At 70.6% G+C, this 13,089-nt stretch carries 14 protein-coding genes and 1 pseudogene; 9 read left to right on the forward strand and 6 right to left on the reverse strand.

The annotated features are described in order from the left end of the window. Window positions 1–285 precede the first annotated feature (285 nt). From AC5P1B_RS18135 to ilvA, 3 genes are all read right to left on the reverse strand, one after another. Window positions 286–1,146 (reverse strand): ABC transporter permease, encoded by an 861-nt coding sequence (locus tag AC5P1B_RS18135; RefSeq protein WP_493888304.1) that lies wholly within the window; start codon window positions 1,144–1,146, stop codon window positions 286–288. Continuing rightward, window positions 1,143–2,315 carry an ATP-binding cassette domain-containing protein gene (locus AC5P1B_RS18140; RefSeq protein ID WP_493888305.1) on the reverse strand — a complete coding sequence of 391 codons (1,173 nt, stop codon included), beginning with the start codon at window positions 2,313–2,315 and terminating at the stop codon, window positions 1,143–1,145. The genes AC5P1B_RS18135 and AC5P1B_RS18140 overlap by 4 nt, the downstream gene beginning before the upstream one ends. 82 nt (window positions 2,316–2,397) lie before the next feature. After that, window positions 2,398–3,759, reverse strand: a complete 1,362-nt coding sequence (ilvA, locus tag AC5P1B_RS18145; RefSeq protein ID WP_493888306.1) for a threonine ammonia-lyase — start codon at window positions 3,757–3,759, stop codon at window positions 2,398–2,400. A gap of 173 nt (window positions 3,760–3,932) precedes the next feature. Between ilvA and AC5P1B_RS18150 the strand changes: the two genes are divergently transcribed. From AC5P1B_RS18150 to AC5P1B_RS18160, 3 genes are all read left to right on the forward strand, one after another. Continuing rightward, complete coding sequence (locus AC5P1B_RS18150) at window positions 3,933–4,457, forward strand: MarR family winged helix-turn-helix transcriptional regulator (RefSeq protein WP_493888307.1); 525 nt, start codon at window positions 3,933–3,935, stop codon at window positions 4,455–4,457. Window positions 4,458–4,727: 270 nt separating this feature from the next. Continuing rightward, entirely contained in the window at window positions 4,728–5,495 is a 768-nt protein-coding gene (locus AC5P1B_RS18155) for a sigma factor-like helix-turn-helix DNA-binding protein (protein WP_493888308.1), read from the forward strand. Beyond that, a complete protein-coding gene (locus AC5P1B_RS18160) occupies window positions 5,492–5,746 on the forward strand; it encodes a hypothetical protein (protein WP_493888309.1) in 255 nt (84 codons plus the stop codon). The genes AC5P1B_RS18155 and AC5P1B_RS18160 overlap by 4 nt, the downstream gene beginning before the upstream one ends. A 334-nt stretch (window positions 5,747–6,080) precedes the next feature. Here the strand turns inward: AC5P1B_RS18160 and AC5P1B_RS18165 are convergent, their stop codons facing one another. Then, a complete protein-coding gene (locus AC5P1B_RS18165) occupies window positions 6,081–7,247 on the reverse strand; it encodes a cystathionine gamma-synthase (protein ID WP_493888310.1) in 1,167 nt (388 codons plus the stop codon). 193 nt (window positions 7,248–7,440) lie between these two features. Between AC5P1B_RS18165 and AC5P1B_RS18170 the strand changes: the two genes are divergently transcribed. From AC5P1B_RS18170 to AC5P1B_RS18195, 6 genes are all read left to right on the forward strand, one after another. Beyond that, on the forward strand, window positions 7,441–8,538 hold the full coding sequence (locus AC5P1B_RS18170) for a hypothetical protein (RefSeq protein ID WP_493888312.1): 1,098 nt from the start codon (window positions 7,441–7,443) through the stop codon (window positions 8,536–8,538). Window positions 8,539–8,757: 219 nt separating this feature from the next. Further along, a complete protein-coding gene (msrA, locus tag AC5P1B_RS18175; protein WP_493888313.1) occupies window positions 8,758–9,417 on the forward strand; it encodes a peptide-methionine (S)-S-oxide reductase MsrA in 660 nt (219 codons plus the stop codon). 58 nt (window positions 9,418–9,475) lie between these two features. Continuing rightward, the gene (locus AC5P1B_RS18180) at window positions 9,476–9,784 is read left to right on the forward strand and encodes a prevent-host-death family protein (RefSeq protein ID WP_493888314.1); all 309 of its coding nucleotides are present in this window, start codon (window positions 9,476–9,478) and stop codon (window positions 9,782–9,784) included. A gap of 3 nt (window positions 9,785–9,787) precedes the next feature. Continuing rightward, on the forward strand, window positions 9,788–10,309 hold the full coding sequence (locus AC5P1B_RS18185) for a type II toxin-antitoxin system RelE family toxin (protein WP_493888316.1): 522 nt from the start codon (window positions 9,788–9,790) through the stop codon (window positions 10,307–10,309). Between the two features lie 249 nt (window positions 10,310–10,558). Continuing rightward, the gene (locus AC5P1B_RS18190; protein ID WP_493888318.1) at window positions 10,559–11,212 is read left to right on the forward strand and encodes a ClpP family protease; all 654 of its coding nucleotides are present in this window, start codon (window positions 10,559–10,561) and stop codon (window positions 11,210–11,212) included. Window position 11,213: 1 nt separating this feature from the next. Then, complete coding sequence (locus AC5P1B_RS18195) at window positions 11,214–11,816, forward strand: ClpP family protease (protein WP_493888320.1); 603 nt, start codon at window positions 11,214–11,216, stop codon at window positions 11,814–11,816. Window positions 11,817–12,131: 315 nt separating this feature from the next. Here the strand turns inward: AC5P1B_RS18195 and AC5P1B_RS18200 are convergent. Together AC5P1B_RS18200 and AC5P1B_RS18205 are read right to left on the reverse strand one after the other, a co-directional pair. Further along, window positions 12,132–12,485 (reverse strand): annotated as a pseudogene (locus tag AC5P1B_RS18200) (helix-turn-helix domain-containing protein); the annotation flags it as partial. Between the two features lie 90 nt (window positions 12,486–12,575). Continuing rightward, a complete protein-coding gene (locus tag AC5P1B_RS18205) occupies window positions 12,576–12,932 on the reverse strand; it encodes a hypothetical protein (RefSeq protein WP_493888321.1) in 357 nt (118 codons plus the stop codon). Between the last annotated feature and the right edge of the window lie 157 nt (window positions 12,933–13,089).

The raw sequence follows: 13,089 nt of genomic DNA on the forward strand, positions 1-13,089 counted from the left end.
TTCCACTGTTTCGGGGCTGCGTTTCGGGGCTGCGGCGCCTCTCGGTACGGAGCCGTCCCCCGCGAGGTGAGCGCACCCCGCACACCCCCACCTCTCCACGGCGACGCCCGCTCCGGGCCGCGAGCCCCCGTCTCCGGGGCTGTGAGGACCCAGGAGGCACCGGGCCCGTTCCCCGGCTTCCCGCCTGCTGGAGGGCCCCTCCGGGCCCGGAGGGGCCTCCTGCGGCCGGAGGCAGCCTCTGGGTCCGGAGGGCCTCTCTGTGGCCAGAGAGGGCGGCGGGGAGTGTCAGGCGGTGGCCGAGCGGTACTTGCGGACTGCCAGGGTCCGGAAGAGCACGATGATCAGGATCGACCAGAGCACCGAGGCCCACACCGGATGCTGCATCGGCCAGGCGTCGGACGGCAGCCCGCCAGGGTTGCCGAACAGCCGACGGCAGGCCAGCACGGTCGCACTGAAGGGGTTCCAGTCGGCGACATGCTGCAGGAACGTCGGCATGTTCTTGGTCGGCACGAAGGCGTTCGAGACGAACGTCAGCGGGAAGAGCCAGATCAGTCCGCCCGAGGTCGCCGCCTCCGGGGTCCGTACGGTCAGTCCGATCAGGGCGCCTATCCACGAGAACGCGTAGCCGAGGAGCAGCAGCAGGCCGATGCCCGCGAGGGCCTTCGGGATGCCGTCGTGTGCCCGCCAGCCGATGATCAGCGCGACGCTGACCAGCACCACCATGGTGAGTGTGGTCTGCACCAGGTCGGCGAGCGTCCGGCCTGTCAGTACGGCGCCGCGCGACATGGGCAGCGACCGGAACCGGTCGATGAGGCCCTTGTGCATGTCCTCCGCGATGCCCGCGCCCGCGCCCGCCGTGGCGAACGTGACCGTCTGCGCGAAGATGCCCGCCATCAGGTACTCGCGGTAGACGGCGGGATCGTTGCCCGGCTCGCCGGGGACGGGGATGGCGCCGCCGAAGACGTAGGCGAACAGCACCACGAACATGATCGGCTGGATCAGCCCGAAGATCACCACCTCGGGGATGCGCACCATCCGGATGAGGTTGCGCTTGGCGACCACGAGGGAGTCACGGACCGGCTGGGCTATGCCCCCGCGTGAGGGGATCGGCGCCGCCTTGGGGATGGCGCTGGTGGTGGTACTCACGTGGCGGTCTCCTCGCTCGCGTCCTGGCTGCTGCCCCGGCCCGCGTCTTCCAGGGCGCTGTCTCGCACGGCTCCGTCTTCGCGCCCGGCCCTGACCTTGGCCCCGGCCCCGGCCCTGGCGTCGGCCCCTGGCCGGTCCTCGCGCGCGTCTTCACGCGCGTCCGCGTTCCCGTCCGCTATCCGCGCTTCCGCGTTCCCGGCCCCGTCCTCGTCTCCGTTGCCGTCATCCCTCTCGGCCGCGTGGCCGGTGAGCGAGATGAAGACGTCGTCGAGGGTAGGGCGGCGGAGGCCGATGTCGTCGATCTCGATGCCCCGCGCGTCCAGCTCGCGGATCACCTCGGCCAGCAGCTTGGCGCCGCCGGTGACCGGAACGGTGATCCTGCGGGTGTGGTCCTCGACGCTCGTGTCGCCCTTGCCGAAGCCGCGCAGCACCTCGGTCGCGGTGGTCAGATGCTCGCGGTCGTGGACGACGACCTCGACGCGCTCACCGCCTGTCTGGGCCTTGAGCTGGTCGGAGGTGCCGCGCGCGATGACCTTGCCGTGGTCAACGACGCAGATGTCGTGCGCCAGTTGGTCGGCCTCTTCCAGATACTGCGTGGTGAGCAGCAGCGTGGTGCCACCGGCGACCAGCTCCTGCATGATTCCCCACAGCGCCTGCCGGTTGCGCGGGTCGAGGCCCGTGGTCGGCTCGTCCATGAACATCACGGGCGGGCTCACGACCAGGGCCGCCGCGAGGTCGAGGCGGCGCCGCATGCCGCCCGAGTAGGTCTTGGCTGTGCGGTCACCCGCGTCGGCGAGGTTGAACCGCTCCAGCAGCTCGGTCGCGCGCTTCTTGGCGTCACGACCGCTCAGCTGGTAGAGCTGGCCGACCATCTGCAAGTTCTCACGGCCTGTCAAATACTCGTCCACGGCGGCGAACTGCCCGGACAGGCCGATGACATGGCGTACGTCGTTGGGGCGTTTGAGTACGTCGATGCCCGCGACGACGGCTTTGCCGCTGTCGGGGCGCAGCAGGGTGGTGAGCACCCGTACCGCAGTCGTCTTGCCCGCGCCGTTGGGGCCGAGCAGGCCAAGTACGGTTCCTTCCGGAACGTCGAGATCGACGCCGTCCAGAGCCCTTACGTCGCCGAAGGTCTTGACCAGACTTTCGGCGTATATGGCACCTGGCATGGATGTTCTCCCAGGGGTTCACGTGCTGATGTACGAATTTTAGGTTCGCCGCGATCAACGCGCCTGGTGAGAACGGCCCGGCTCACGGCATGACGGTGTAACCCGCTTCGCGTAGCGCCGCCGCCACCTCGGCGCAATGCCCAGGCCCCTTCGTCTCCAGGTGCAGCTCCACTTCCGCTTCGGTGAGGCCAAGGCGTGGATCGGTCCTGACGTGGCTGATGTCAAGCACGTTAGCGTCGGCCACTGACAACACCCCGAGGAGCGAAGCCAGCGCCCCGGGACGGTCGGTGAGCCGCACCCGCAACGAGAGATACCGGCCCGCCGCCGCCATGCCGTGGCGCAGAATCCGCTGGAGGAGCAGCGGGTCCACATTGCCGCCCGACAACACAGCGACCACCGGCCCCTCGAACGCCTCCGGTTCCGACAGCAGGGCTGCGACGGGGCTCGCCCCGGCCGGCTCCACCACGAGCTTCGCCCGCTCCAGGCACAGCAGCAGGGCACTCGACAGCGCGTCTTCAGACACCGTACGAATCTCGTCGACAAGATCGCCAATGATTTTGAACGTCACCTCACCCGGCCGCCCGACCTTGATGCCGTCCGCCATCGTGGACTGCTGATCGAGTGACACCGGGTGCCCGGCGGCCAGCGACGGCGGGAACGAGGCCGCGCCCGCCGCCTGCACGCCCACGATCCGTACGTCGGGCCGCACCGCCTTCACGGCCACGGCGATCCCCGCCGCCAGGCCGCCACCTCCGACGCCGACCACGATGGTGCGCACCTCGGGGCACTGCTCCAGGATCTCCAGACCCACGGTGCCCTGACCCGCGATGATGTCGGGGTGGTCGAAGGGGTGGATGAAGACCGCACCCGTCTCCCGCGCGTACTCCTGCGCCGCGCGGAGCGTCTCGTCCACGACCTGGCCGCGTGACCGCACCTCAGCGCCGTACTCCCGGGTCGCGGCGACCTTCGGCAGTGGCGCGCCCTCCGGCATGAACACGGTCGAGCGCACACCCAGCAGCGACGCGGCCAGTGCGACGCCCTGCGCGTGGTTGCCCGCACTCGCCGCGACGACGCCCGCCGCCCGCTCCTCCGGGGAGAGTCCGGCGATGCGCACGTACGCGCCGCGCACCTTGAATGATCCGGTGCGCTGAAGGTTCTCGCACTTCAGATGCACCGGTGAGCCGATCAGTCCGGTCAGGAAGCGGCTGCCTTCCAGCGCGGTGGCCCGGGCGACTCCGGACAGGATCTTCTGCGCCTCCCGTACCGAGTCCAGGGTCACCGCCTCCCCTGCTCCCTGGCCGCCCACGGGGCCCTCGTGACCGCCCGCAGCACCTCCGTGACCACCCGTAGCAACCCCGGGACCGCTCGCGGGACCGGTCACCTGGGTGATATCGGGCCGGGACGCGGCCGTGGGCCCGTCCTCGTCATCAACTCGTGGAGCCATGGCCCCAAGTCTCCCAGTTCGTCCCAGCAGCGGCGCCCGCACCCAGCTCAGCAGCCCCATTCGCACTGCTTTACGCAGCACAGGTACGGGCAGCGGCTGGGCCGCGTACTCTGTCCCCCATCCTTCAGACCACCGCACGAAGTGAGCCCCAGGCCATGCCCAGCCATTCGGACATGACGACTGCCACAGCGGCCCGGGGGACAACCCCCGGCCCGGCGCCGGAAGAGACCGGCGTTCTCGACTCTCTCCAACATCAGGTGGCGGTCTTCGCCCGACGCGCGGAACAGACGCGCCTCGGTGGCGTCGGACAGGCCCGCAACTCCATGGACCGCGCCGCCTACCTCCTCCTCAACCGCCTTGATCAAGAAGGCGAGATGGGTGTGAAGAAACTCGCCCTCAGCATGGGCATCGACTCCTCCACCGTCACCCGGCAGGTCGCGCCCCTCGTCGACACCGGCATGGTCAAACGCACCTCGCACCCCGAGGACGGCCGCGCGGTCGTCCTCCAGCTCTCCCCGCGCGGCAAGGCCCGCCTGGAGGAGGTCCGGTCATCACGGCGCGAGCTGATGGCGCTGGTGACCGACGACTGGACAGCGGACGAGCGTGAAGCTTTCTGCACGCTCCTGACCCGCTTCAACGACGCGCTCTCCGTCGTCCACGGAGCCTCCGGGCCCGAGGTGGCTCCCAGGACCTCCTGACCCCGGCAGCCCTCGCGAGGTCGCGCCCCGGCCGACCCGGCTGCCCGGCCCGGCGGCCGGTCCTGGACAGGTGCCACAGCGGCGGGCGGCGGCGCAGCGCCCCCGCAACGCGGCCCGGTGCCGAGGAAGCCGCCGGTCGCGCCTGCCGCAGTCCGGTGCCCCAGTGCGCCGCAGCCGCGCCCGCAGCCGCCGAGTGTGCCGGACCCTTGACCGGGCGGCCTCGCTGGCGTGTCCTGAAGGGGACGTGTTCTCACGGACACGGGAGGCACTGTGCGCAAGCGGCGAGCAGCACGAGACAGCCGCCGGGCCCGGGAATTCGAGGCATTCGTCGCGGGGGCGGGCGGTCGGCTGCTGCATGCCGCCACGCTGCTCACCGGCGAACCGCCGGACGACTGCGAGGCCGCCGAGCGGCTGCTGACCGCCGCCCTGGCGGGCACGTACGCCCAGTGGGACCAGTTGCGCGGCGAGGACCCGTACGAGCGCACCCGCCAGGAGCTGGCCGCCCGTTTCGCGCACAACGCCTGGCGGCACCGGCACCCGGACCGGAGCCGCCCCGCGCACTGGTACGGCCACTGGTACGTCCCCTGGGGCGGCCACCGGTCCCGCGATCGGCGTCCGGAGCCTCCCCCCACCACTGCCCCGGCGACTACGGGTGCGACCACTGCGCGTACGGGTACGACCGCCGGGGCGGAGCCGGCCGGCGGGCTGCTGGCGCGCCTCACCCCGCAGGAACGGCTGGTGCTCGTGCTGCGGCTGCACGAGGGGGTCGCCGAGGAGCAGACGGCCGCCACGCTCGGGCTGCCCACCGACCGGGTCCGCGCGATCTGCGCGCGAGCCATCTCGACGATGCGCGGCCGCGCCCCGTACGAGGCCGCGGCCGCCGCCCGGGAGGCGCCATCACGTACGGCGCAGGACCCGCGTACCGGCCAGGCACCGTCTACGGGACCGCCATCACGTACCGGTCAGGGATCACCCACCGGCCAGGGATCGCGTACGGAACCGGAACGGCTTACCGGGCCGGGACCGGCGGCGTCATGAGCCCGCTGGACCGCAAGGAGGACGAGGTCCGCCGGATGCTGGACGCGCAACCGCAGCCCCTGGTGCCGGTGGATCTGGCGGAGCGGGCCGCGGCACGCGGACACAGGAGTCTGCGCAGGCGCCGGGCTGTGCGGGCGGTGACGTGGACGCTGCTGATCACCGCGCTCATCGTCTTCGTGGTGTGGGCGGCGGTCACCGAACCGTGGGCCACCCCGCCGATGAAGACCACGCCGCCCTTGGAGGGCTTGTAGGAGGCAGGCCCCGAGAGCGCTTACGGGAGCGGTTCACCGGTGGCGGCAGGCAGGGCCCCTGGCCTGCCTGCCGCCATCCTCTCCACCCACCCGTACGCGTACGAATACGCGTACGGGTACAGGTGCAGTGCCGAGGACAGGTGCGAGCACGGGCGTGGGAATCCCGCACCCGTGCGGGGCACCCGTACGGGCGCGCGCGTAGGGACCGCCCGCACGGCGCGCACGGCACCCGCGTACGGCACCCGGGTGCGATGCCGTACGCGGGTGTCCGCAGGCGTCCGCACGGCACACACACGCACGTGCGCGCGTACGGACGTACGGAGGGGAAGGGGGATCAGCCCAGCGCCTGCGTGAGGTCGGCGGCGAGGTCGTCGGCGGACTCGATGCCCACGGACAGCCGGATCAGGTCGGCGGGCACCTCAAGCGCCGAACCGGCGACCGAGGCGTGCGTCATCCGTCCCGGGTGCTCGATCAGCGACTCGACGCCACCCAACGACTCGCCCAGCGTGAAGAGTTCGGCGCGGTTGCAGACGTCGATCGCCGCCTGCTCGCCGCCCGCGACGCGGAAGGACACCATGCCGCCGAAGGCGCGCATCTGCTTGACGGCGATCTCGTGACCCGGGTGTTCGGGCAGCCCCGGGTAGTAGACCTGGGCGACCTTCGGGTGGGAGGTGAGCAGCTCGGCCAGCCGGGAGGCGTTCTCGCAGTGCCGGTCCATGCGCACGGCCAGGGTCTTGGTGCCGCGCATGACCAGCCAGGCGTCGAAGGGCCCGGCGACGGCGCCCATCGCGTTCTGGTGGTACGCCAGCTCCTCGGCGAGGCCGTCGTCGGAGGTGATCAGCGCACCGCCGATGACGTCGGAGTGGCCGCCCATGTACTTCGTGGTCGAGTGCACGACGATGTCCGCGCCCAGCGCCAGCGGCTGCTGGAGGTACGGGCTCGCGAACGTGTTGTCCACGACGAGCCGCACCCCGGCCGAGCGTGCGACGTCGGCGATCACGGCGATGTCGGTGATGCCGAGGAGCGGGTTGGTGGGAGTCTCGACCCAGATCAGCTTCGTGTTGGGGCGGATCTCGGCCCGTACCGCCTCCGGGTCGGAGCTGTCGGCGACCGACCACTGGACACCCCAGCGCTCCACGACCTTGGAGATCAGGCGGAACGTTCCGCCGTACGCGTCGTTCGGGATGACGATGTGGTCACCGGGGGTGAGGAGGGCGCGCAGCAGGCAGTCCTCGGCCGCCAGGCCGGAGGCGAAGGCGAGGCCGCGGCTACCGCCCTCAAGGGCTGCCAGGTTCTGTTCGAGGGCGGTCCGGGTCGGGTTGGCGGACCGGCTGTACTCGTAACCGTTGCGCAGACCTCCCACCCCGTCCTGCTTGAAGGTGGAGACCTGGTAGATCGGCGGGACAACGGCGCCGGTAAGCGGGTCCGCCTCCTGTCCCGCGTGGATGGCGAGGGTCTCGAAGCTCTGGGATGCGTGCGGCTCAGGGTGCTGGTCAGTCATGGGACCCGAGCGTAATGCTCCGCACCGGGCATCTCTCGGGTTCTCCCGGGTTCTCCCGGCTTCGCCGGTGCGGAGCGCGCTTACGCTGTATTGCAGGGGCATTGCAGGGGCCGCGTTGCGGGGCACACCGCAAGTCCATGGACTGTGCCGACGACGGCACGGACCCCGACGAGATCTCACCGGGACAAGCATTATGGAGTTTCTGTTCATCCTCATCGGCCTCGTCATGATCGGCGGGGTGCTGATCGTGCCGGCTCTGCGGCGGCGGCGGGGCGACCGTGCGGCCATGACCAGTGCCCTGCGGGCCTCCGACCCGGGGCGGTACGGCTTCGTGCCCGTCGAGCAGCTCGACGTACGGCTGCCCGGGCCCGACGAGGAGCTGTCGGACACCCTCGCCGAGGTGGCGCGCACCCAGGACTGGAAGCCCGTCTCGCGGCTGCTCGCGCACACCAGCGCCTCTTCGGAGCTGCGCTGGCAGCGCGTGCGGACGTTGGCGGGCGCCGCGGTCTTCGAGCTGGCGCAGTCCCCCGGGCAGGGCGGCGTCTGGCTGCGCACCTGGCGGGTGGAGGCCCCGAAGGACGCGGGCGGCGCCGCGGTACAGGCTGAGTTCCTGGTCCGCCAGGCGATGCGGGACACCAGCTCCGAGGACTACCAGATGATCTTGGAGGAGGCTCGTACGGTGTGCCAGGAGGCGGCACTGCTGGCGCCGGGCGACCCCGTCCCGTACATCATCGAGCTGGGCATCGGCCGCGGCCTCGGCTACCGGCAGGCCGACTTCGAGGAACTGTGGGCGAAGGTGCGCGAGCGGGCCCCGCAGCACATGGGGGCGCATCTGGCGGGCCTCCAGTACTGGTGCGAGAAGTGGCACGGTTCGCAGGATCTCGCGGACGACTTCAGCCATGAGGCGGCGGCCTCGGCGACGGAGAAGAGCCTGCTGCCCGCGCTGCCGCTGTTCGCGGTCTTCGACCACCTGCCCGAGGCCAACATGGTCCAGGGCCTGTACCGCAGCGCGGTGGTCACCCGGGCCATCGAGGGCGCCCAGTACGCGGTACGCCAGGCCCCCGCCGACCACCCGATGCTGCCGCACGTCCGCCACCTGCTGGTGTGGTTCCTGGTCCGCGCGGAGCGCTACGCGGAGGCGATGGCGCAGCTGCGGCTGGTCGATGGGCATGTGGGCGCCGTGCCGTGGTCGTACGGGGCGGACCCGGCGGCCACGTACGCGACGTACCGGGCCATCGCCGTGAAGGGCTGGGAAGCCTCAGGAGGCACCCCGGCGACGCTGCCGCAGTGACGCTGGCGCGGTGACCGGCCGCGTACCGCCCCGTGCCGTCGTCGCGCCCTGGGCGACGGCACAGGGGTGCGCGGGTGCGCCTCGCGCTGGCCCCGGACACGGGTTGGCCACCCGGCCGGACACCAGGCTGGTCACCCGGCCTGAGACCCGGATGGAATTCCCCGCCCGCCCCCGCGCGTTGTACGAGCGGCACCCCGCCCGTCCGCGCTTGGAGTTCCGATGCTGTTCAGCCGCCACAAGAACCACCTCCCGTCCGCCGAGGAAGCACTCAAGGGCCGCGCCGAACCGCAGTTCTCCGTCCCCGAACGGCATACCGTCCTCGGCAATCCGCTCATGGGCCCGTATCCGGAAGGCCTGCTCGTGGCCGACTTCGGCCTCGGCTGCTTCTGGGGCGCGGAGCGGAAGTTCTGGCAGGCGCCAGGCGTGTGGACCACCCTCGTCGGCTACCAGGGCGGCCACACGGTGAACCCCACCTACGACGAGGTTTGCAGCGGCATGACCGGTCACACGGAAGCCGTGCGCGTCGTCTACGACCCGTCCGTGACCTCGTATGACGCACTGCTGAAGTTCTTCTGGGAGTCCCACAACCCGACGCAGGGCTTCCGCCAGGGCAACGACGTCGGCACGCAGTACCGCTCGGCGATCTACACCCATTCCGAGGCCCAGCAGACAGCGGCGGAAGCCTCACGCGCCGCATACCAGTCGGTGCTCCAGCGCTCCGGCTACGGCGAGATCACCACGGAGCTGCTGCCCGCCGGACCGTTCTACCCGGCCGAGGCGGACCACCAGCAGTACCTGGACAAGCACCCGGCGGGCTACTGCGGGATCGGCGGTACGGGCGTCTCCTGTCCGATCGGAGTCGCCCCGGCTGACGGCTGACGGCTGCTGACGAAAGCCCTCACTGGCGAATCTGTATAGATGTCTGTACAGTTTCACCATGACGATACTGAAGGATGCACGCGAGCTGAGTGTGACGGAGGCTGCCCGGCGCGGCGTCGCCGGCTTGGTCTCCGACGCGGAGAAGGGTGCCGACCTGATCGTCACCCGTCGCCACGAAAGCGTGGCAGCCGTTGTCAGCATGAGCCGCCTCACTGAACTCGAAGAGGTTGCTGCCGATCTCCGCGACCTGGCGTTGGTACTGGCGCGCACCGCGACTGACACAGGACGACGCACCACTCTCGATGATGTTCTCGACGCGTTCGGGCACACCCGCGACTCACTCGCAGCGCTGCCGGACGACGACTGATCGATGGCAGAGGTTACCTTCACCGATGCGGCAATCGACGATCTCAGGCGGATCGGCCCGGAAGCGGTTCCGAAAGTTCTCAAGAAGGTGCTGCTCCTGATTGAGGACCCTGCCGCGGGATACCCGCTGGGCGGTGAACTAACTGGTTACCGGAAGCTCGTTGCCGGCAAGAACACCTGGCGCGTCGTCTATCGGATCACCGATGACAAAGCAGTGGAGATCTGCGAAGTGTGGGCTGTCGGAGCGCGGGCCGACGCAGAGATCTACGAGGAAGCCACGACCAGGGCACGGCATGCGGGAAGCCGCCGACCCGAGTTCCACCGCCTCGCCGAGGTCATCGACCGGCTCGGGCGCCTGGCCGGTCAGATCTCCCTGCCAGTCCCACCAGCTGAGGAACCCGTCCCTGACTGGCTGGCCGCGCGGCTCGTGCACACAGTCGGCATGGCCCGTGAGGAGGTCGCCGCACTGAACCTCCAACAGGCTGTGGATCTCTGGGCCGAGTTCACAGCACGACCACGCGAGTAGCCCCGATGCCGTTCCCCAAGCGGTACCTACACAAGCCGCTGGGCGCCGACGGCAATCGGCGGGACAGGCGTCTTCCCAAAAACCGGCGGTCCAGGTGCGATTCGAGGCCCGCCCAAGCGACGCATCGGCCCGTCCGCTCTGCCGTCAGCGAATCTGCTGCGGGCCAAGAAACCTGACGCAGGAGGGCGGGTGGGCCAAGAGTGGAGTGATCGCGGCGACGGCAGCCGCGCGCCACGAGAAGGAGGCCCGATGTCACGACCCATCACAGGCTGGGACCCAGTCCTGACCCCGCGAGCCGAAGACGGGGACACGCCTCCGTCGCGGTTCGACGACCACCTGGCCGCCCAACTCCTCACCCAGCGCATCGTCTTCCTCGGCACCCAGGTGGACGAGGTCTCCGCGAACCGGATCTGCACCCAGCTGCTCCTGCTGTCGGCGGAGGACTCGCGGACCGACATCAGCCTCTACATCAACAGCCCGGGCGGGTCGGTGACGGCCGGGCTGGCGATCTACGACACGATGCAGCTGATCCCCAACGACGTCTCGACGCTCGCCATGGGGTTCGCCGCGAGCATGGGGCAGTTCCTCCTCTCGGTCGGCACGCCGGGCAAGCGCTTCGCGCTGCCCAACGCGCGGATCATGATGCACCAGCCGTCCGCCGGCATCGGCGGGACCGCCGCCGACATCGAGATCCAGGCCGAGAATCTGGACTTCACCAAGAAGACCATCGAGCGGATCACCGCGGAGCACACCGGCCAGACGACGGAGACGATCTCCCGCGACGGCGACCGCGACCGGTTCTTCACGGCCGAGCAGGCGAAGGAGTACGGCATCGTCGATCACGTCGTCCAGTCGCTTGAAGACGTCCGACCGGCTGGTTCGCGTCGACGGGTGGGGATCTGACATGGCCCAGTACACAATCCCGACCGTCATCGAGCGCACCCCGATGGGGGAGCGGGCGTACGACATCTACAGCCGTCTGCTGTCCGAGCGCATCATCTTCCTCGGTACCGAGATCGACGACGGCGTCGCCAACGTCGTCATCGCCCAGCTGCTCCACCTTGAGTCATCGAGCCCCGACACCGAGATCTCGATCTACATCAACTCGCCAGGCGGCTCCTTCACGTCGCTCATGGCGATCTACGACACGATGACCTTCATCCGCGCGCCGATCTCGACGTTCTGCGTCGGGCAGGCCGCCTCGACCGCCGCGGTACTCCTCGCCGGTGGTGACCCCGGGCGGCGGCTGGTCCTTGAGCACTCCCGGGTGCTTCTGGGCCAGCCGGCGAGCGGCGGCCAGCAGGGCACGGTCTCCGACCTCGCCCTCCAGGCCAAGGAGATGCTGCGCATCCGGTCCCAGGTCGAGGAGGTCCTGTCCCGGCACACGCGCCACGATGTCGCGACCCTCCGCGCCGACATGGACCGGGACAAGGTCTTCACGGCGCAGGAGGCAGTGGCCTACGGGCTCGCCGACGAGGTCATCAGCCGACGGACCGCGGCTGCCTGACGTCACCTGTTCGTCTGACGTATGCGCCTGACGTCATCCGGCGGTCGCGCCCCCTGGTTTTCGCCGCTCAGGCCAGGGGGCGCGGTCGTACGGGTCAGCCGGGGGCCGTCAGGCGGCGAGCCGCACTTCGCCCTGGGCCGAGGCCACGCGCGTGCCGGTGCGCCGGTCGCTCAGCTCCGCGACGGCCGTTGCCGTGCCGTCGTCGTCGTTCGCCTCGTCGCCGCGCACGCGGACGGGGCGCGTGGAGCCGAGTTCGCGCTTCGGCGCGGCCGGAGCGGGGGCGATGCTGCTCCGAGTCGGGCGCCCCTGAGCGAGGCGGGCCACCTCACCGTGTCCCAGGGCGAGGAGGTCGGCCAACCCGAGGCCGAGGGCGCGGGCGGCCGCGGCCAGGACCTCGGACGAAGCCTCCTTGCGTCCGCGCTCCAGCTCCGAGAGATACGGCATCGAGATGCGCGCCGCTTCGGCCACATCCTTGAGCGTGCGTCCCTGGGCGAGGCGTTCGCGGCGCAGGACGTCACCGACGACGTCCCGCCACAGGGGTTCCTTGGCCGCGGGGGGCGGCGCGGCCGCAGGCCGCCGCACCGGGGTGACGGTCGGGTCCGGCGCAGCAGCCGCTGCAACCGGGCGCAGGGGGATGACGCGGGCTTGGTTCGGCGCGTGGCTGCTCACCTCTTCAGGGTAGAAGCGTTGCGCTCCCCTGGAAGGGACCAGCGTTCTGCCTGGGGCGAAATCGCGCCTGCGGCGCGCGGATCGGCGCGCTCAGGCGCCCCGCTCCAGAAAGCGGGGCGTGCCCACATCGAGTGCGCGCGAGGCTTGCGCGGTGCGGCGCCGGGTTCGCGGTGGGAGCGGGCTTGCCGCTTCTTCGAGTTCGGCGGGTGGCGTTCCGTCCCCCAGCCGTGCGAGCGCTCGCGCCTCCATGGCGTAAAGCCACGCGGCGAGCGTCGGCAAGTGGGGCTCGTACGGCGCCTGTTCGCGGGCTGCCCGTGCGAGCGCAGCGGCTTCTTCCGGACATCCGGTAAGGAGAGCCAGGTGGCTCATGCTGGCCATGATGTCCGCGCCGAGCGCGTGATCGGCTCCGGCTGTCGCGAGGGTGAGCGCCTCCGGGGAAGTGCTCACACGCACGGTTGTTCCGAGTCGTGTGCCATCCATCCGGCCATCTCCGTACAGCGGCACGCCGTCCGTATCGAAGTGCACGGCACCCCGAGCGCTCGGCCCCGATCACCGCCCTCCGATAGCGCCACCCCAGCCCAGCCAGTGACGTCCCGATCAGGCC

The sequence above is a fragment of the Streptomyces sp. A01 genome (assembly GCF_059026195.1).